Source organism: Granulosicoccus antarcticus IMCC3135 (assembly GCF_002215215.1).
Classification (GTDB): domain Bacteria; phylum Pseudomonadota; class Gammaproteobacteria; order Granulosicoccales; family Granulosicoccaceae; genus Granulosicoccus; species Granulosicoccus antarcticus.
Map to the genome: position 1 here is coordinate 2,496,874 of NZ_CP018632.1, position 19,365 is coordinate 2,516,238.

The window sequence follows — 19,365 nt, forward strand, 5'->3', positions numbered from 1 at the left end:
CTGCAGACGGTCGTCAGTAATTTTCAAACAAATACGAGCTGTCTTTTTGTACAGTTCTGGCAGCTCCTGCTTGTCTCTTTTGCTCTGGATGTCCTTACATTGGTAATCCGGTTACACAGGAAGCTCACATGGAGCGTAGACATTCAAATGCTGCAGGACAGGTTCGGGGGGTTAGCCACTTGTTGCCAGGATTGTTGGGCATCCTGTTGCTAGTCGGATGCTCGGAGGGTGAATCAGAGGTCGATACAGAGCCAGATAGCGATACTGAGGCCGGGTTTGATATGGCTGTCTCCAGCCGGTATCCCGCTGATAGCGAAGGGGATGATCCCGCCGGGATGATCGTGACTGGACTTGACGAACTTGATGCCTCGCAAACAGTGTCTCCATGGCTTGTCTCTATTCGTCAGTTTCGCAACACATCAACTACGGCTACTTTCTCGGTAGAACTGACGCGCTATGCCGAAGATTTTCCTGTGTCAGCGCATATTCGGTTTTTTAGTGAAAGCCTGGATTCCTGTCTGATTCGAGACTCGCTGGATGAAGAGAGCCTGGATCTGGGCAATCCTCCCCCTGGAGTTATCGACGGGGGCACTTCGGTCGTTTTCAATACAGCTTCAGGTCCGCAGTTTTCGATGCCTAGAACACGGCTGTCAGATGGACAGTTCATGTACGGCCCGCAAGATGAACTGTCTGGAACACTGCCAGATGGAGCAACACTCTCCATCCCGGGTGGGGCGTTTCCAACGGTGGCGGCCTATTCGGTATTTGAACCAGAGCCGGTGGTGCGTTTATTACCCGATTCTTCGCAGTTGATCACGGCAGAATCGGACTTCAGCTGGATCCCGCTCAATCAGTCGGACCATGTGAAGATCGATTTCATGGCCTTTGACAAATCAGGTGAGTTCCTGGAGTACCCGGTTAGCTGTTGGGTCGAAGATGACGGTGCTTTTGAATTGCCGGATCTGGTTGTTGAGGCATTGGAACCTGAAGAATCGGGAGATGATTCGAGTGTCGCTATTCGCGTTCGTTACTCTCGTGTCTATTCGCGTGTGGACGTAAAGGACGGTATTGTCTTCCATCAAGTGATGGAGGTCACAGAAACAGAGGCAATGTGAAAATAAATCGAATTATTTGATGCCAAAGGTTGTGAAGACGACTTTAACGCGATATACTTCTTCGGGTCAGCACAGGTGCGGGGTGGAGCAGTCTGGCAGCTCGTCGGGCTCATAACCCGAAGGTCGTAGGTTCGAATCCTACCCCCGCTACCAATTAGTGATGACAGTCAATTTAGCCGCTTAACTGCGGCTTTTTTGTGTCTGATGAAAATGTCCGGTCATCATCACCGGTTCCTTGTTCGATATACAACAGACTGGCGATTGAGATAACAATCTGTTCGGTCAAGGAGTGGTAATGGATTCACGTCAATTGGAGATGACCGTGCTGATGACGCCGGATATGGCGAACTTTAGCGGCAAGGTCCATGGTGGCGCTCTACTGAACTTGCTTGATCGAGTGGCGTTCTCTTGTGCCTCCCGGTTTTCCGGTATGTATGTTGTGACCTTGTCAGTTGATCAGGTAACTTTCAAGCAGGCGATCAACGTTGGAGAACTGGTGACTTTCCGGGCTAGCGTGAATCACGCCGGGCGTACGTCTATGGAGATCGGTATTCGGGTCGAAGCGGAAGACATCCGCAAGGGCGTGCGGCGTCATACCAATTCGTGCTATTTCACGATGGTTGCTGTTGACGATGATGGCAAGCCCGTCAAAGTGCCACCCTTACAGATATCATTGCCGGTTGAGCAGCAACGCCAACGAGCCGCCAAGGCACGCAAGGAGCTCAGGCTGCGTTTCGAACAGGAAATGCGACAGGCGTCTGAGGAGAGTAAGTAGGCATCAGTGATGCGTGGTGCTGTTGTTCAGTGTTGCAGGATACCTCGCACCGGGTAAGTGCGTGAATGTGTTCAATGCACATTGAAAGAGCAGGTGTGGCAGTAGATCTCTGGCTGTTGAAGGTGCGCTGTTGAGTGCTGCTGATCCGCACGCAGCTCAAGGTGATTCAGAGCTGTCAGGAACTGCTATCGAGACCTCTATGACAGGTCTTGTCCAGGTCGTACTGCACAAGGCGGACGAAACCGCAGGATCACCATTAGAAGGGCTCGATTACCCCTTGCTTGAAACAGACACTGAATGGGTGGGTGCATGGTTTCAGCTATTCCAACTATCTGGATGAGTTGGGTGAAACGGCTCAGAGCGATATCTATGTATATGAAGGATGGGGTCTTTCACTCTTTCAGACGCCCTTGTCTGAATTCGGTTTCTCCGTCGTCTGCATTCAGCTGGCGTATACGCACTGGTCTTCCCGCCCGGTCCAGCTGTACATCGCCGATTCCCGAATGGTTCCACAGCCGCTCGCCAGCATTACGCCCTTCGGGCAGGCGAGGGTAGATGTGGAATGATCGCCGCTGGGTCAGCAGATTCAGCGGCGACCAGGGTGCGAACAGCCATCGGTTCAGGCGGTCCAGCCATTCAAGCAATGTTGCTGGAAACTCGTTCTTGATGCCACTGCTGGTGATCTGCCAGATATCGGGTGAATTCTGCTGGTGACGCAGATGGACATCGTAGGCGAAGGAGTAGTGCACATCGCCGGATAGCAAGACGAAGGTCTGCGGGGTTCGACGATGATCGAAGATACTGAGCATGACCGTGGCGGCTTCGTGATGGGCCATCCAGTTCTCGGCATCAACCATCAGTGACTGGCCGAAGAATGTGAAGATTCGCTGGACGATCTCGATGATCTTGACACCGAATACGGGGGCGGGTGAGACGACGATGACGGCGGAATGATCCAGAATATGATGCTGGAAGTCGCTCAGTGCTTCCCAATCCATAAGTCCTGATGGTCGGGAGGGTTTGTCAGGGCGGCGCCAGCGGTGAGTGCGGGTGTCGAGTACCACGACGGGAGGTGTTGTCGCCAGGGTGTACTGCCAGCCGCGAAAATCCAGCAGCTTGTTGATCAGTGCGTCTTGTAAGTCGGGGCTAAGGCGTCGCTGGTTATAGGCTGCTTGTCGAAGTACGTTTTCACAGTCAGGCATGATCTGGGACAGAGACGCGGGGCCATTGCCCCAGCCTTGGCACAGTGCATAAGCGATCAGGGCGTTGCCAACTATGCGTCGTGAAAACGGGTGCTCGTAGGCAGTCTGTTCCCATAACAAGGACAGGTTCCAGTCATCGGTAATGTCATGATCATCGAACATCATATAGCCAGGCACATGACACAGTGCACGTGCGGCTTCCGGAAGGCCTGCCACGAATTTGTTGATGTGATCGGTTTCGCGCTGATAACGTTTGAGTAAAGGTTGCGGCAGGTCGGGTTCTTTTATGTCCACTAAGCTCCAGGGAATAGGGGACCAGACCAGCAGGTACATGGCCAGCATCTCCGATAACGAAACCAGGTGATTCTCTGCGCTGGCGGTCGTGAAAACAGGTTTGCGTGCGCCACCGAAGAACCGGTCAATTAACGTGGCATTGGATCTGGTGTTCGGCAGCAGGCGAGTCCGCCCGTAATAAGTATGTTCGTGTTGCATCAAAGCGGCACCACTATCGATAACAGCACCGCTGATGACCTCATCGATCAATCCGAGCCGGTCACCAAGTTGATGGATGGCATATAGCATGGGGCCAGCTACATCATCCACATAAACCTGGTCGCCACTCATCATCAGCAATGCGGGTCTGTTTTCGCTGGACGTTCCACAGGCTCTTATTTCGGCATCAACACGACGCAGTCCGTCAACGGCTGGATGGTGTGGTTTTCGACAAGAGCCGTGCAGAATGCGATCGATGTGACTCTTGATCACCATATGCGGTGACCGCTGCCCCTCGTGGCACAGGTGAGGTGCCCAGTTGCTGATCCATCGCCAGTTGCTCTTGCCCTCAAAAGCAAGGTCGTAATGCAGTATGCAATCTGTTGGCCACGGAGTATCGGCGCGAATATCGAGTAACTGGATAAACGCATGCTTGCCAATGGGCAACTCTGTTTGCTCCTCAGTCGTCAGGTCACGTTCCTGAAGCGGACTGTTTGCGTAATGCAGGCGAAATCGCCAGGTGGTGGGGCGGGTCGTAATCAGCCACAACAATAGTCTGTCGGTATGCACATGTCGCAACAAGGGTCCGACCAGTACCTGGGGTAAATCGGGGACAGATTTCATGCTTCTGATAGAGGGTCATGCGCTTGCCCTGCGCCTTGTTGATGAAGGCGCCGACAATCTGTTGTGGGGGGGGAGCAGAGGCTTTACACGCTAAAGTGTAGCGCGCATTTGCCTGTCGTTAGCCTGACAAGCCAACTATACAAGGGGATGTTGCTCTTCGATCATTGCGCTTGTGATGACCCTGAAAGTGGCTTGACAAGCACCGTTAGGGTGCGCACTATTTCGCTGTTATTGACAAGGCCTCACCATGACTACCCAAAACACTGCCAAATTGCCACATCCCGGGCTTAGCTTTGCTGCGTTCGTGACTCTGATGGCAGGCTTCATGGCCCTCAACGGCTTGGCGGTGGACACCATGTTGCCAGCACTGCCGGCAATCGGAGATGAGCTGGGTGTTACGGATCCCAATGACAGGCAGTGGGTGATTACCGCCTATTTCCTTGGCTTCGGTATCTTTCAGCTGTTCTACGGTCCTTTGTCTGATCGCTTCGGACGTCGTCCGGTTTTGTTATTCGGTGTATCGGTCTACGCTTTTTTCAGCATTGTTACTGTCTTTGTCAGCACTTTCGATGGCGTTGTCGTTACGCGTTTTCTGCAGGGCGCCGGGTCGGCTGCGACCCGCGTGCTGGTGGTTGCCATTGTGCGTGATTGCTACTCGGGCAGGCAGATGGCCAAAGTCATGTCGCTGGCCTTCATCATCTTTCTGACTGTACCTGTGCTGGCGCCAGCCATTGGGCAAGGCATCATGCTGTTTGTTAGCTGGCACTGGATATTTCTGGGTCTGGCATTGTTTGCAGTTGGATTGACCGCATTTGCATGGGTGCGTCTGCCAGAAACTCTGCATCCTGAATATCGATTGCCTCTGTCGATGAAACGTGTACTGACTGCTTTTAAAGTGGTTACCACAACGCGGCAGTCCATCGGATATTCCATTGCCATGACACTGGTTCTGGGCCCCTTGTTTGGCTATATCGCGTCGGTACAGCAGATTTTTGCCGATGTATTCCAGGTAGAGGCACTGTTTACCGTCTATTTTGCAGTGACAGCCATCAGTATGGCGATAGCCTCCTTTGTCAATTCACGGGTTGTGGAGCGTCTGGGAACTCGCCTTGTATCTCATTCGGCAATGTGCGGGATGCTGGTATGTGCGTTGCTGGGAATTTTGCTGGAGACGCTGGGTTATCAGAATCTCTACACATTTGTCGTACTGCAGTCGGCCATCATGTTCTGTTTTGGACTGACAGCTCCCAATTTTGGATCCATGGCAATGGAGCCGGTAGGTCATATTGCGGGTACGGCATCATCGGTTCAAGGCTGTATCACAACGGTAGGAGCCGCGGTGCTGGGGTTTCTGATTGGTCAGGCCTTTGATGGCACAACCTTACCCCTGATCGGTGCCTTTGCCTTGCTCAGTGCATCAGCAATCGTTGTTGTGCTGATAACGGAAGGGCGGTTGTTTCAGCCGCTGCATGAGGCGCCCGTTGAGAGGTAGTGCAAGCGGGACTTGCTGAGCACTTGTCAGTGCTGAATGCTTGTCAGTGTTTCAGGCATTCGGGTCTGGGAAATCGATGTGCAGGAGAATCAGGAAGCATCAGGCAAGCGGCATAACTCAGGATTGTTCAGAGTGTTGATCAGAGTCGACACTGTCGCAACGGTTATGGGCTTGGTGACGCAGTCGCTGGCACCTGCTGCGATGAGTCGTTCATGGACCTCACTGGGTACATCACAGGACATCATGACAATCGAGAGCTGCGGAAATGATTTATGGATGATGCCCAGTAGTTCTTCGCCGTCACTCATGTCGGGCATTCTGAGGTCGCAGATGACCAGATCAAAGGTGGTTGATGAAAGGGCTGCCATTGCCTCTTTGGGGCCTTTGGCGGCCTCTACATCACAACCACTACGTTGAATGATGCGTGTAAAAAGCGACAGCATGATGTCGTCATCGTCAATCAGGCAAACGTTTGGACGTCGTTGAGTCGAACTCTCATCAGTGTGTTCAATATGCATTGTGGCCTCCAATGACCTTGAAAAAGCCTTGCTCAGGCTGCTTCTCTTCCTTGTGAGTCGTGTGATTTCACCCGCTCAATCAGCTATCGGATGACAATCAGAATTGTTTCAGGAATGAAACAGTGAACAATCTCTATGAAATGCATTTGTGTGACGGGCTTATCGCAGTGTCCGTAATTACAGCGTGAACTGGCCCGTCTTGAGGTGTTGAAGGTTAGCTTTGTAACAGTTGCAAAACAATAATCTAACCATTCGGAGCCTGTAAGTGATTGAACCATAAGGGGGCAGGCATATCAAATGCTAACGACTAGGTACAAACGCTTTAGCGATGCTATTTAACGAATAGGTTTTTCGCTTATTGAAGCCAGGTAGCGACGGAAGCGAACCATGTCAGAATTCAGTGCCCGAAAACTGTTTATACCGGTGGGTATATTCATCCTGCTAGGTACCATGACAGTCGTTGGTTGGCATTTTGCTCGTGAAACGCTTGAAAGCCAGTCTCGCGGGCGGTTCGAGCTGGAAACCAACTATCTTCAAGATCAGATACAGTCGCGCTTTGATACCTATGCTCAGGTTTTGCGTGGTGGAGTCGGGTTGTTCTACGGTTCCGAGTACGTCAATCGTCGCGAGTGGTATCACTATGTCAATGGATTGAATCTTCCCAAATATTTTCCGGGCATTCAGGGGGTTGGATTCAGTGAGTGGATAGGATCGAGCAGAGATCTCGTCTCACATGAGAAACGGATGGTGGCCCAGGGGTTTCCGGACTACTCGGTAACACCTGCCGGGAATCGTGACGAATATACCGCAGTGGTTTTTCTGGAGCCGTTTGACTACAGGAACAAAAAGGCTTTTGGGTTCGACATGTATTCAGAAGATACACGTCGTTTGGCGATGGAGCGTGCAAGAGATAGTGGTGAGGCTGCCTTGTCAGGCAAGCTTGAGCTAGTGCAGGAAATATCGTCGAACAAGCAGGCTGGTTTTCTGCTCTACCTGCCGGTGTATTCAACCGACGAAACACCCACGACAGTCTCTAAGAGACGCACTAACTTGTCGGGTTTTGTTTACAGCGCCTTTCGTGCCAATGACCTGATGAAGGGCATATTACTGCCCGGTTTTTCAACGATCAGCTTTCAGATATACGACAAATCATCAGAGTTTGAAAAATCCATCCTCTATGACGGAGAGGTACAACTCCAGTTTGATCGTCAAGGTGTTCCACCTCAATTTCAAGCCTCCAGGATACTTCAGATCGCAGGTCGACCCTGGCATATCAAATACTCATCAACCCCGTTGTTCACGAAAACGACTGACTCTGTGCTTCCCTGGGTATTACTGGCAGCTGGTTTTACTCTGAGTCTGCTGTTATCTATTGTTGCGTGGATGCTACTGTCAGCCAGAAGGAGGGTGGAGCAAAGAACGGTTGAGCTACGCAAACAGGAAGATATAAATTCGGTACTTCTGGAAAATCTGGCGGGTGGTGTGGCAGCCTGCGATGCGAATCACAAGGGCATCATTTTCAACAAGAAATCGCGGGAGTGGTTTGGCGTGCCGTCTGGCACTCCTGATGATCTGATTGAAGCGGGGCGAACCACGCTATTCGAAAAGGATGGGGTGACGCAGATTCAACCCGGCAAAAGCCCTCTCTTGCGAGCGGCTGCAGGAGAGATAATAAGGGATGAAGAGATCTGCATTATTTCAGTGGGGCAGCCGCTACGATACGTGCTCGCGACCGGTGGGCCGTTGCCAGACAGGGATGGTCGGAAATCAGGTGCTGTTATTTCACTGCGGGACATAACCGAGCATAAATACGCGCTGGAAAATATCAAGCGACAGCAGAACTTTCTGCGCGATGTTATTGATAATATCCCGAACCTGATCAATGCCAGAGATCGAAATGGAAATTATGTATTGGCCAACAAGGCGTATTCCGAGATTGTTTATGGAATATCGCCAGAGGAATTGATCGCCAATGGCAGTATGGAGATGCTGAACGGGCTTTCGGACGATGATAGTGAAAGACGCGAAAATCTGGTCGTCATTGATGAAGGCACCGAGCTGAATTCAGTCAGGCAGAAGTCGGCGTTCAATGGAGAAATGCACTGGTTCAGTATTGGCAAACTACCCATAGGATCCAACGAGAGTTCTGAGCTGATTGTACTGACTGTTGCTACTGATATCACTCAATTGAAGGTCAGCGAAGATCGGGTCAAGACCATGAATTTGGAACTTGAAAGCCGGGTTTTGCAAAGAACTACAAGTCTGGAGGAAGCTAATCAGCAATTGGAGATTGCCAAGCAGCTGGCTGAGAATGCCAACCTTGCAAAGTCATCCTTTCTTGCAGCGATGAGTCATGAGATTCGAACTCCCATGAATGGTGTCGTGGGGATGGTCGAAGTGCTGATGAACGAATCGCTGGATGTGGAGCTGAGGAAATCCCTGCAAATGGTGCTGGACTCGGCATTCTCCTTGTTGGGAATAATTGACGATATCCTGGATTTTTCGAAAATTGAAGCAGGCCACTTCGAGCTGGAAAAAACAGAAGTCAATCTGACCGAACTGGTAGAGAATGTCACCCGAGCGACGGTGCCGCTGGCAAGAAAGAGCCATGTCACATTGACTTTGTATATCGACCCGGAGATGCCAGAGTGCGTGTTGACAGATATCACTCGTATTCGTCAGGTGATGACCAACCTGATTGGTAACGCGATCAAATTCAGCGGCAACCAGGTTGATCGGCAAGGGCAGGTGAAGGTGCGGGCAGCTGTGAAGCAGAGCCAGCCCCTGATCCTTCAGCTGGATGTCCTGGACAATGGTGTTGGCATGTCCTCTGATACCGTTGAGCATATCTTTGAATCCTTTGTGCAGGCGGAATCATCCATCACACGGCGCTTCGGCGGATCCGGTCTTGGGCTTGCGATATGTAAGCGGATAGTTGCCATCATGGAAGGCGAGATATTGGTGGAAAGTGAGCTGGGTCGGGGGTCCAGATTCACCGTCATGTTGCCGCTGGAGGCGTTGCCTGACAAGGAATCAACTGGCAGTGACAAAGCTCTGGATGGCGTCAGCTGTATTCTGATTGACTCTGATGAATACGACACCTCGGATATCACGGTGTACCTGGAATCTGACAGGGCAAGCGTACATCGTGTGGATGATTTTCTGGCGGCTGTCGAAACAGTGGCAACGCTGGGTAGTCCGGTTGTGATTCTGCATTCAGCCGCACATTTGAAGCAATCGGACATCGGTTCGGAATGGTCCTTGCCCGCTGATACGGGTCATGTAGTGCTCAGTAGTAACGAGAGCACTCTGGGGATTGATATGAGGCGCGTATCCCTGATCTACGGGGAGCACAACAACTACATCAGTGCGGTTGTGGTCGACTACAATGCGCTGCGAAGAAGTACTCTGATAGAGGCAGTTGCGATCTCCATAGGTCGCGCTTCACCTGGGATTCTGCATGCTCATGCTGAAGCGAGCATGACGGTGGAGCAGGTTCCTTTGTCTGTGGAAGAGGCCATGGCCGCAGGTAGTCTGATTCTGGTCGTCGAAGATGACTCGGTAAACCGGATGGTCGTGCAGCGACAGTTGAAATTGCTGGGCTTCACTGCCGATTTTGCCAACAACGGAAAGCAGGCATTGAAAATGTGGCGTGACCGGCAATACGGTCTGGTGTTGACAGACTTGCACATGCCCGTTATGGATGGCTATTCACTGACACGGGCTATCAGAAAGGAGGAATCAAAGGGCAGCCGAATTCCGATTGTCGCCTTGACGGCTAATGCGATGAGTGGCGAACCAAAACGAGCAGCCGATGCGGGTGTCGATGGATATTTGACCAAACCACTGCAGTTATACACCTTGAAAGATGCTGTTGATCGCCATCTGGTGTGTTCCGAGGGTGTGGTAATTGAGCAGGCGGAAGCGATTCAATTCAATACTGGCGAGATCAAGGAGTTTGATCCGAAGGTGCTGCCGCGTCTTTTAGGTCAGGATCGGGAGATCATTGTCGAATGTCTTGAGGAGTTTCTGATATCTCTGGGAAAAGTCGGGGATGAACTGGTGAATTCAATCCGTCAGGGTGACTGGGTCTCGGTAGATCAGCTTGCTCACCGGCTCAAGTCATCTTCTCTGTCGGTAGGGGCATTGGAGGTCTGGTCACAGTGCAAGGCGGTCGAGTCTGATCGAGTGGACGGTGTCGATATGTTAGCTGCTGGCCACGCAGACATGCTGTCTCAGACGATTGAAAGAACAAATGCTGTCATCACGGAGTACATTGCCGAGAACCTGTCTGACAAGCCGATACTGAAGGCCTCCTGAAGGTGGGCAGTGTCCGAAAGGTTCGCCCAATGCCATGATCAGATTGAATTGAAGGTTTGACGAGGTGAGCAGGAGCTGCTGTAATCCTGAGGGAGACTCCAAAAGACTCATAATTCGTTATAACCAAAGCGCAAGTTCGGTGTCCCGACCAACGGCGTGATCAGGGAAATACAACATGGCACAAAACATCAGTCCTCTGGCCGGCAAGCTGCCACCGGAATCAATGCTGGTCGACGTTGACAAGCTGATTGCCGCGTACCATACGCTGCAACCCGACCCCTCAATTGCAGCGCAGCGTGTGGCCTTTGGTACCTCAGGTCATCGCGGCTCTTCATTTCAGACATCGTTTAACGAACACCACGTGCTGGCCATTACGCAGGCAATGTGCGACTGGCGTGTGCAAAACCGGATTACCGGTCCGTTGTTCATGGGTATCGATACCCATCCTCTCTCAACGCCAGCCTGCATCACTGCTCTTGAAGTGCTGGCGGCCAACGGGGTTGAAGTGATGCTCTCCGAAGGCGATGAATACACGCCAACGCCAGCCTTGTCTCATGCGATTCTCACCTATAATCGTGGCAGGACGTCAGATCTTGCCGATGGAATTGTCATCACTCCATCACATAATCCGCCCGAGGATGGAGGCTTCAAGTACAACCCCACTCATGGCGGACCGGCTGGTAGTGATATTACCAAAGCGATTGAGCAGGCGGCCAATGTCATTCTTGAAGGCGGATTGACTGATGTCAAGCGTATGCCACACGCCCAGGCGCTGCGTGCGTCGACAACGCACCGGCATGACTACCTGAGTGCCTATGTCTCCGATCTGGTCAACGTTGTCGACCTGGATCTGGTGCGTGATGCCGGCTTGCATTTAGGCGTTGATCCACTTGGTGGTGCCGGTGTGAACTACTGGGGGCGCATTGGCGAGCAATACGGGCTTGATCTGACGGTAATCAACAAGGGGGTAGATCCCACCTTTCGCTTCATGACAGTGGACTGGGATGGTCGTATCCGTATGGACCCATCCTCGTCGTATGCCATGCAAAGTCTGCTTGATGTGCAGGACAAATTTGATATTGCATTTGCCTGTGATACCGATCACGACAGGCACGGCATAGTGACTCGCGGAGCGGGCTTGCTTAAACCCAATCAGTATCTTTCTGTTTGCATCGATTATCTGTTCCAGAACCGGCCACAGTGGTCAGATAAGGCGGCAGCGGGCAAAACAGTGGTCAGTACATCATTGATTGATCGTGTTGTCGAACGTCTGAATCGCAGACTTTACGAAGTGCCGGTCGGTTTCAAATATTTTGCACCGGGACTGGAGGACGGCAGTCTGGGATTTGGCGGCGAGGAAAGTGCCGGAGCATCGTTTCTTCGTCGTGACGGTAGTGTCTGGACGACTGACAAGGATGGTATTGCAACTGCACTGCTGGCTGCCGAAATTACCGCGCGTAGTGGGCGTGATCCTGGTGAGTATTATGCGACGCTGACCGCCGAGCTGGGCGAATCTTTCACCGATCGTGTTGATGCACCTGCAAACACGGCGCAAAAGAAGTTGCTGGGAAGTATCAGTGCGGACCAGCTTCAGGATACCGAGTTGGCGGGTGAGAAAATTACCAGAGTGCTGACTAAAGCGCCGGGCAATGATGAGTCCTTCGGAGGTATCAAGGTCATGACGGACAAGGGCTGGTTCGCAGCTCGCCCATCAGGCACCGAGGATATTTACAAGATTTACGGCGAAAGCTTTGAAAGCGAGCAAAGCTTGCAGCGCATATTCGATGATGCTCAGAAAGTAGTGGATCGAGCTATCGGCAAGTAACACGGTTGTATTGACACTGCATTGCAGAGGCCGGCTTGAATAACAGGCGGTCTCTGCAGCTACGAAGAAGCCTGTCGAGTGGCTTCCAATCACAAGTCATGTATCGAGTGATGCCAAACTTCAAATTGGCAGGATAGAGCTGTTCTTGATCTCGCTCATTGCAAACGATGAGTTTAGCGTGCCGATATACGGCAAGCTCAGAAGATCCTTTTTGAGTAATCTTTCGTAGGCTTTGACTGAGCCAGCGACGACTCGTAATAGATAATCCTGTTCACCAGACATGGTGTAGCACTGCAAAATATTGGGATGTGCGCGTGCTCCCTCTTCAAACGCTTCCATGCTGGCTCGATCGTGTTGCTTCAAGCGGATGAAGCAGAAGACCGTTATATGTAGACCCAGGGCATCGGCATCCAGTACCACATTACGTCCGCTTATCAACCCATCCGCTTCCAGCTTCTTCAGACGTCGCCAACAAGGGGTGTGGCTAAGGCCGATGCGTTCACCCAGTTCGGCAACGCTTAGTGAGGGCTCGCTCTGCAGCACTCGCAGTAGTTTCAAATCTATTGAGTCTGGCATGGTTTTAGGAAAATATTTCTTTATATGATTATTCAGTAGGATGCAGTATGCGTGAGTCTGGTTTTATTTCGTGAAATAGCATCACTTTTCCTATGAATTGGGTGCAAACTGATGACAAGTATTGTTAAGGAGAAAATCATGGGTAAATCACACAACCTCGACGATAAATACACAGCGCAAAGCGGTAGTGTCTTTATGACAGGCACTCAGGCGCTGGTGCGTTTACCCATGTCGCAAGTCCGACGCGATCGAGCCGCAGGTCTCAATACGGCCGCTTTTGTCACCGGCTACCGAGGATCGCCACTCGGGGCCTATGATCAACAGTTGGAGCGGGCCAAAAAATATCTGGATCCCTACGATGTACGGTTTCAGCCGGGAGTCAACGAGGACATGGCAGCCACGGCTATCTGGGGTACCCAGCAAGTGCCTCTGTCAGCCAAGGCCAATCGGGACGGCGTGGTTGGATACTGGTACGGCAAGGGGCCGGGTGTTGATCGATGTGGTGATGTTTTCAAACACGGCAATGCCGCAGGCTCCTCGGCTCACGGTGGTGTGCTGTGTCTGGCAGGTGATGATCATTCTGCCAAGTCCTCCACGCTGCCGCATCAGTCGGATCATGCTTTCATGGCGGCTGTCATGCCGGTTCTGTATCCATCGTCGATTCATGAGTTCATTGAAGTCGGCTTGTTTGGCATAGCCCTGTCACGCTATTCGGGGTGCTGGGTCGGCTACAAGGTGATATCGGATACGGTAGAAACCAGTGCCGTGGTCTCCCTGGGTGATGAGCTCAAGCCCTTTGTCATGCCAGAGGATTTCGACATGCCAGAGGGCGGATTGAACCTTCGCTGGCCCGATCCTCCGCTGGTACAGGATGACCGACTGCAGGAACACAAGGCCTATGCTGCACTGGCATTCGCCAAGGCCAACAAGATCGATCGAGTCATTCTGGACTCACCACAGGCTCGCTTCGGAATTGTTGCCACAGGCAAGGCGTTCGAGGATGTTCGTCAGGCGCTACAAGAATTGGGTATTCATGAGGCCGAGGCTCGTGAAATTGGTTTGCGACTCTACAAGGTGCGCATGCCATGGCCGCTTGAACCTTCGGGTATTCGTGCTTTCTCCGAAGGTTTGGATGAGGTACTGATTATTGAAGAGCGTCGCGAGATCATCGAGAACCAGATCAAGCAACAATTGTTCAACTGGCGGCCGGATGTCCGGCCACGCATAATTGGCAAATTCGATGAAAAGGATCGACCTTTTCTGCCACTCTCCGCAGCCTTGTCCACCTCGCGTGTGGCGCGTGCCATTGCAACGCGGCTGCTGTTACTGCCATTTGATGAGTCGCTCAAAAAGCGTATACAGGAACGACTGGCTTACCTGCAACGTCGGGCCGATGAGCGGGCGAACCACAAGGCTCCGATCGAACGTCAACCCTGGTTCTGTTCAGGCTGTCCGCACAACTCCTCAACCAAGGTGCCGGAAGGTTCGAAGGCGATGGCTGGCATCGGTTGTCATTACATGGTGCAATGGATGGAGCGTGATACGGATACCTTCACGCAGATGGGGGGCGAAGGTGTGCCCTGGACTGGGATCAGCCACTACACAGATGAAAAGCATCGCTTTGTGAACCTGGGTGACGGCACTTATTTTCACTCAGGACTATTGGCCATACGGGCCTCGAAAGCTTCGGGTGTGAATATTACCTATAAGGTTCTCTATAACGATGCGGTTGCCATGACGGGCGGGCAAACCGTTGATGGAGAGTTGTCCGCAGAAATAATTGCGCATCAATTGCATGCTGAAGGCATTGCCCCTATCTACATCGTCAGTGATGAGCCAGAACAGTTCTCTGCAAAGGAGCTGCCACCGGGCGTACAGATTCGTCATCGGGATGATCTGGATCTGGTGCAGCGTACACTGCGAGAGTGCCAGGGTTGCAATGTAATTATTTATGCTCAAACTTGTGCAGCGGAAAAGCGGCGTCGTCGCAAGCGTGGTCTGATGGTTGATCCGGCTCGTCGCGTGGTCATCAACAGCGATGTGTGTGAAGGCTGTGGTGATTGCTCCGTTCAATCCAACTGTGTCTCCATCGAGCCGCTTGACACCGATATGGGGCGCAAACGCAAAATCAACCAGTCTTCATGCAATAAGGATTTTTCCTGTCTGAACGGTTTCTGTCCTTCATTTGTCACGATTGAGGGAGGGCAGCTACGCAAGAAAAAGGTGGTGGTCCCGGAAGCCGGACTGGAGCAATTACCATTACCGGTCATCCCCTCACTGGCGGATAAGCCCTGGAACATAGCCATTACCGGCGTGGGTGGTACCGGTGTGTTGACTATTGGTGCGTTGCTGGGGATGGCTGCACATATGGATGGTCACGCCTCCATGATTCTGGATATGGCAGGACTCGCTCAGAAAGGCGGAGCTGTGATGAGTCATGTGCGGCTGGCTCGAGAGCCCTCCATGGTCACCAGTCCGCATATCGTGGCGGGCAGTGCAGACTTGATGATTGCTGCAGATGCGGTCGTGGCAGCTTCTCGTGACGGTGTTGTTCTGTGTGATCCGGAGCGAACGGCTGCTGTCATGAACACCACGACCGCGCCGGTGGCAAGCTTTGTACGGCATCGTGATATCGACTTCAAATACAGTGCCGTTGAAGCTCGAGTCGCGCAGCACGTGAAATCGGCTTCGCATTTTCATCGCTTTGGTTCGGCCGCCGAACAACGCCTCGGAGATTCGATTGCAACGAACATCATGATGCTCGGGTATGCCTGGCAGTGTGGTTTGGTGCCATTGAGTTTCGAGTCTCTGGATGCGGCACTGGCTTTGAACGGGGTGGCTGTGGAGGCCAACCGTCGGGCATTCCATTGGGGGCGTAAGCTGGCGCTTGAACCATCACTGTTTACCGTTGATGTGCAGCCGAAAAGTAGTGCCGTGGTTGAAAGCAAGGCGTTGGATGTCAAGACGCTGGAGGGTTTGATGGCTCACCGAGAGCGTCATCTGACAGCCTACCAGGGTGCCTCCCTGGCCAAAAAATATAGCGAGCGTGTCGAGCGGTTTCGCCTGCATTGTGAATCCTTGGGGCTCGATGATACTTTGCCATTACAGGTGGCCGCCGAATATGCTCGATTGCTGGCCTACAAGGATGAGTATGAAGTGGCGCGCTTGTATTCATTGCCCGAGTTTCGTGAGAATCTTGAGCGTTCATTCGAGGGGGAATACGCTGTCAAGCTGCATCTTGCACCGCCATTTCTGGGAGGCACGGGAACGGATGGTCGACCGAAGAAACGAGCCTTTGGTACTTGGATTCTGTCAGTGTTCAAGCTATTGCAGCATGGCAGCAAGTTGCGTGGAACGGCATTGGATGTGTTCGGATACACCACAGAGAGGCGTGCCGAGCGTGAATGGATAACGCACTACGAGCAGGATATGGATACGGTTCAGGAAGGCCTGAGTGCTGACAATGTGGAATTGGCCATGCAGGTCTTGTCGGTATCGGTTGCCATTCGTGGTTTTGGTATCGTCAAGCACAAGGCAATGGACGAGGCTGGGCTTGCTCGTTCAGCAGCATTGTCCGGGTTTGGTGCAAAGCAGAAAACTGCAGCTCGACGTGCAGCGTGATTTTGCATAGGCTATCGATAAACAAGAGGTCGTAAGCATGTTTGATTCTGGAATGCGGTTCGGTTTGGGCGAGGAGATTGAGGCGCTGCGCGAGATGGTTTCCCGGTTTGCACGTGAGCAGATTGCTCCACGGGCAGCGGAAATCGATCGCAGCAATGATTTTCCTTCCGATCTGTGGGAGGCCATGGGCGAGATAGGCTTGCATGGTATTACCGTCCCTGAGGCGGATGGCGGGGCGGGCATGGGCTATCTTGCTCATTGTGTGGCGATTGAGGAAATCAGCCGTGCCAGTGCATCGGTAGGTCTGTCCTATGGCGCCCATTCCAACCTGTGTGTCAATCAGATCAATCGTAACGGTACGGCTGCACAGAAGGCCCGGTATCTGCCGGATCTTCTCTCGGGCAAGGCGGTTGGTTCACTCGCCATGTCCGAATCAGGTTCGGGTTCGGATGTGGTGTCCATGAAGCTGAGTGCCACGGCAGACGGGGATGACTATGTGCTCAATGGCAACAAGATGTGGATCACCAATGGTCCGGATGCCAGTACCCTGGTTGTCTATGCCAAGAGCGATGCGGCCGCAGGTGCACGTGGGATTACAGCGTTTCTGATCGAGCGTGATATGCCCGGTTTTTCCACCGCCCAGAAGCTGGATAAGCTTGGCATGCGTGGTTCCAATACCTGTGAGCTGGTATTTGATAACTGTCGGGTGCCTGCTGCCAATGTGCTGGGTGGCGTCGGCAAAGGGGTCAATGTTCTGATGTCGGGCCTTGATTACGAACGTGTCGTGCTGGCCGCCGGGCCATTGGGCATCATGGCCGCCTGCCTGGATGTCGTCGTGCCCTATGTGCATGATCGCAAGCAGTTCGGTCAGGCAATTGGAGAGTTCCAGCTGATGCAGGGCAAGCTGGCAGACATGTACTCGACCACAACAGCCTGTCGAGCCTATGTCTATGCGGTGGCTGCCGCGTGTGATCGTGGAGAGACCAATCGCAAGGATGCAGCGGGTTGCATTCTTTACGCCGCTGAAAAAGCTACCTGGTGTGCGCTTGAAGCCATCCAGACGCTCGGTGGAAACGGATACATCAATGACTACCCGACAGGCCGCTTGCTGCGTGATGCCAAGTTGTACGAAATAGGCGCAGGCACGAGTGAAATCCGCCGTATGCTGATCGGACGTGAACTGTTCAAGGAGACTCTGTGAAGCTTCATTCTGCGGTTGATACTCATGGCTCCGAGTATCAGGTAAATCGACAGGCGCTACTCGATGCTATTGCAGGGGTCGAGACCGCAGCGCAGCAAGTCAGTCTGGGTGGTAATGAGCGCACGCGCGAACGACATGTCTCGCGCGGCAAGCTATTGCCTCGTGATCGAATCGCTGCGCTGATCGATCCGGATTGTGCGTTTCTGGAGATTGGCCTGTTTGCCGCGTGGGGTCACTACGATGATGAAGTGCCTAGTGCTGGCATCATTGCAGGGGTTGCGCCGGTCTGCGGTCAGGATTGCATGATCATCTGTAATGATGCCACCGTGAAGGGGGGCACCTACTATCCCTTGACGGTAAAAAAACATTTACGCGCACAGGCGATTGCCGAACAGAACAATCTGCCCTGCATCTATCTGGTTGACAGCGGTGGTGCGAATCTGCCTAATCAGGATGAGGTGTTCCCTGATCGCGAGCACTTTGGGCGCATCTTTTTCAATCAGGCTTCAATGTCGGCCAAGGGCATCGCGCAGATAGCGGTGGTGATGGGCTCGTGCACGGCAGGAGGCGCCTATGTTCCGGCCATGTCGGATCAGACCATTATCGTCAGAGAGCAGGGCACTATCTTTCTGGCAGGTCCGCCGTTGGTCAAGGCTGCCACCGGAGAGGTGGTCAGCGCTGAGACTCTGGGTGGTGGGGATACTCACACCCGCTTATCCGGGGTCGCTGATCACCTTGCCGAGGACGACAGTCATGCCTTGCAGCTGGCTCGCGATTGCATTGCCACGTTGAACCAGCGCAAGCCTGAGACGGTGGTAACCCGGCCGGTCATCAAGCCTGCTTATGATCCTGATGAATTGTTGGGGATCGTGTCGGCTGATGCGCGCAAGGCGTTTGATGTTCATGATGTGATTGCCCGGCTGGTGGATGGTTCGGAGTTTGATGCCTTCAAACCTCGGTATGGCGCTTCTCTGGTCACCGGGTTTGCGCATCTGCACGGTATGCCGGTGGGCATATTGGCGAACAATGGTGTGCTCTTTTCCGAAAGTGCCTTGAAGGGGGCACACTTTGTGGAGCTATGTTGTCAGCGCCGCATTCCTCTGATTTTCCTGCAGAACATCACCGGCTTCATGGTGGGGCAGGCGGCAGAGGCTGGTGGTATTGCGAAGGATGGTGCGAAGCTGGTCATGGCTGTGAGCAATGCGGCGGTTCCCAAGCTGACGGTCATCATCGGTGGTTCCTACGGTGCCGGTAACTATGGAATGTGCGGCAGAGCCTTTGATCCTCGTTTCTTGTGGATGTGGCCGAATGCGCGTATTTCCGTGATGGGCGGCGAGCAAGCTGCGGATGTACTGGCCAGTGTTCGAGAGGCTGGTATCGTGCGTCAGGGCAAGCCGTTTGGAGATACTGAACGCCAGGCGTTCAAGCAGCCCTTTGTCGATCAGTTCGATGCTCAGTCACGTCCCCTCTATGCCTCCTCACGATTGTGGGACGATGGGGTAATCGATCCACGTGACACTCGCGATGTGCTGGGCCTTGGCCTGTCCATCAGTCTGAATGCTCCCATACCCGAGACACGCTTCGGCGTGTTCAGGATGTAGCCC

12 protein-coding genes and 1 tRNA gene are annotated in these 19,365 nt (G+C 52.8%); 10 read left to right on the plus strand and 3 right to left on the minus strand.

Going from position 1 to position 19,365, the window contains the following annotated elements; genetic code table 11:
* Positions 1–128 precede the first annotated feature (128 nt).
* The 4 genes from IMCC3135_RS10970 to IMCC3135_RS10985 all read left to right on the plus strand — a co-directional run bounded on the left by IMCC3135_RS10970 (position 129) and on the right by IMCC3135_RS10985 (position 2,230).
* Complete coding sequence (locus IMCC3135_RS10970; RefSeq protein ID WP_157735911.1) at positions 129–1,115, plus strand: hypothetical protein; 987 nt, start codon at positions 129–131, stop codon at positions 1,113–1,115.
* A gap of 76 nt (positions 1,116–1,191) precedes the next feature.
* Positions 1,192–1,268 (plus strand) — tRNA-Met (locus IMCC3135_RS10975).
* Between the two features lie 142 nt (positions 1,269–1,410).
* Positions 1,411–1,890 (plus strand): acyl-CoA thioesterase, encoded by a 480-nt coding sequence (locus IMCC3135_RS10980; RefSeq protein WP_088917640.1) that lies wholly within the window; start codon positions 1,411–1,413, stop codon positions 1,888–1,890.
* 130 nt (positions 1,891–2,020) lie between these two features.
* A complete protein-coding gene (locus IMCC3135_RS10985; RefSeq protein ID WP_205738001.1) occupies positions 2,021–2,230 on the plus strand; it encodes a hypothetical protein in 210 nt (69 codons plus the stop codon).
* A 52-nt stretch (positions 2,231–2,282) separates the two neighbouring features.
* Here IMCC3135_RS10985 and IMCC3135_RS10990 read toward each other — a convergent pair whose 3' ends face one another.
* A complete protein-coding gene (locus IMCC3135_RS10990; RefSeq protein ID WP_088917641.1) occupies positions 2,283–4,208 on the minus strand; it encodes a hypothetical protein in 1,926 nt (641 codons plus the stop codon).
* A 247-nt stretch (positions 4,209–4,455) separates the two neighbouring features.
* Here IMCC3135_RS10990 and IMCC3135_RS10995 point away from each other — a divergent pair, with 247 nt between their 5' ends.
* Positions 4,456–5,700: a multidrug effflux MFS transporter gene (locus tag IMCC3135_RS10995; RefSeq protein WP_088917642.1), complete on the plus strand. Its 1,245-nt coding sequence runs from the start codon at positions 4,456–4,458 to the stop codon at positions 5,698–5,700.
* Between the two features lie 89 nt (positions 5,701–5,789).
* Here IMCC3135_RS10995 and IMCC3135_RS11000 read toward each other — a convergent pair whose 3' ends face one another.
* A complete protein-coding gene (locus tag IMCC3135_RS11000; RefSeq protein WP_088917643.1) occupies positions 5,790–6,218 on the minus strand; it encodes a response regulator in 429 nt (142 codons plus the stop codon).
* 387 nt (positions 6,219–6,605) lie between these two features.
* Between IMCC3135_RS11000 and IMCC3135_RS11005 the strand changes: the two genes are divergently transcribed.
* On the plus strand, positions 6,606–10,538 hold the full coding sequence (locus IMCC3135_RS11005) for a CHASE domain-containing protein (protein ID WP_088917644.1): 3,933 nt from the start codon (positions 6,606–6,608) through the stop codon (positions 10,536–10,538).
* A 175-nt stretch (positions 10,539–10,713) separates the two neighbouring features.
* Positions 10,714–12,363 carry a phosphoglucomutase (alpha-D-glucose-1,6-bisphosphate-dependent) gene (gene pgm / locus IMCC3135_RS11010; RefSeq protein ID WP_088917645.1) on the plus strand — a complete coding sequence of 550 codons (1,650 nt, stop codon included), beginning with the start codon at positions 10,714–10,716 and terminating at the stop codon, positions 12,361–12,363.
* Between the two features lie 120 nt (positions 12,364–12,483).
* On the opposite strand, the gene IMCC3135_RS11015 is transcribed toward pgm, so the two are convergent.
* On the minus strand, positions 12,484–12,939 hold the full coding sequence (locus IMCC3135_RS11015) for an Lrp/AsnC family transcriptional regulator (protein ID WP_088917646.1): 456 nt from the start codon (positions 12,937–12,939) through the stop codon (positions 12,484–12,486).
* A 138-nt stretch (positions 12,940–13,077) separates the two neighbouring features.
* Between IMCC3135_RS11015 and IMCC3135_RS11020 the strand changes: the two genes are divergently transcribed.
* The 3 genes from IMCC3135_RS11020 to IMCC3135_RS11030 are packed head-to-tail and all read left to right on the plus strand — an operon-like array spanning position 13,078 to position 19,362.
* Positions 13,078–16,560: an indolepyruvate ferredoxin oxidoreductase family protein gene (locus IMCC3135_RS11020; RefSeq protein ID WP_088921800.1), complete on the plus strand. Its 3,483-nt coding sequence runs from the start codon at positions 13,078–13,080 to the stop codon at positions 16,558–16,560.
* Positions 16,561–16,597: 37 nt separating this feature from the next.
* Positions 16,598–17,761 carry an isovaleryl-CoA dehydrogenase gene (locus IMCC3135_RS11025; protein ID WP_088917647.1) on the plus strand — a complete coding sequence of 388 codons (1,164 nt, stop codon included), beginning with the start codon at positions 16,598–16,600 and terminating at the stop codon, positions 17,759–17,761.
* Positions 17,758–19,362 (plus strand): carboxyl transferase domain-containing protein, encoded by a 1,605-nt coding sequence (locus IMCC3135_RS11030; RefSeq protein ID WP_088917648.1) that lies wholly within the window; start codon positions 17,758–17,760, stop codon positions 19,360–19,362. Before IMCC3135_RS11025 ends, IMCC3135_RS11030 begins: the two co-directional genes overlap by 4 nt.
* Positions 19,363–19,365 lie beyond the last annotated feature (3 nt).

Coding starts and splice junctions, on each gene's coding strand:
- IMCC3135_RS10970 (WP_157735911.1), top strand. CDS start 129: ATGGAGCGTAGACATTCAAATGCTGCAGGACAGGTTCGGGGGGTTAGC.
- IMCC3135_RS10980 (WP_088917640.1), top strand. CDS start 1,411: ATGGATTCACGTCAATTGGAGATGACCGTGCTGATGACGCCGGATATG.
- IMCC3135_RS10990 (WP_088917641.1), bottom strand. CDS start 4,208: ATGAAATCTGTCCCCGATTTACCCCAGGTACTGGTCGGACCCTTGTTG.
- IMCC3135_RS10995 (WP_088917642.1), top strand. CDS start 4,456: ATGACTACCCAAAACACTGCCAAATTGCCACATCCCGGGCTTAGCTTT.
- IMCC3135_RS11000 (WP_088917643.1), bottom strand. CDS start 6,218: ATGCATATTGAACACACTGATGAGAGTTCGACTCAACGACGTCCAAAC.
- IMCC3135_RS11005 (WP_088917644.1), top strand. CDS start 6,606: ATGTCAGAATTCAGTGCCCGAAAACTGTTTATACCGGTGGGTATATTC.
- pgm (WP_088917645.1), top strand. CDS start 10,714: ATGGCACAAAACATCAGTCCTCTGGCCGGCAAGCTGCCACCGGAATCA.
- IMCC3135_RS11015 (WP_088917646.1), bottom strand. CDS start 12,939: ATGCCAGACTCAATAGATTTGAAACTACTGCGAGTGCTGCAGAGCGAG.
- IMCC3135_RS11020 (WP_088921800.1), top strand. CDS start 13,078: ATGGGTAAATCACACAACCTCGACGATAAATACACAGCGCAAAGCGGT.
- IMCC3135_RS11025 (WP_088917647.1), top strand. CDS start 16,598: ATGTTTGATTCTGGAATGCGGTTCGGTTTGGGCGAGGAGATTGAGGCG.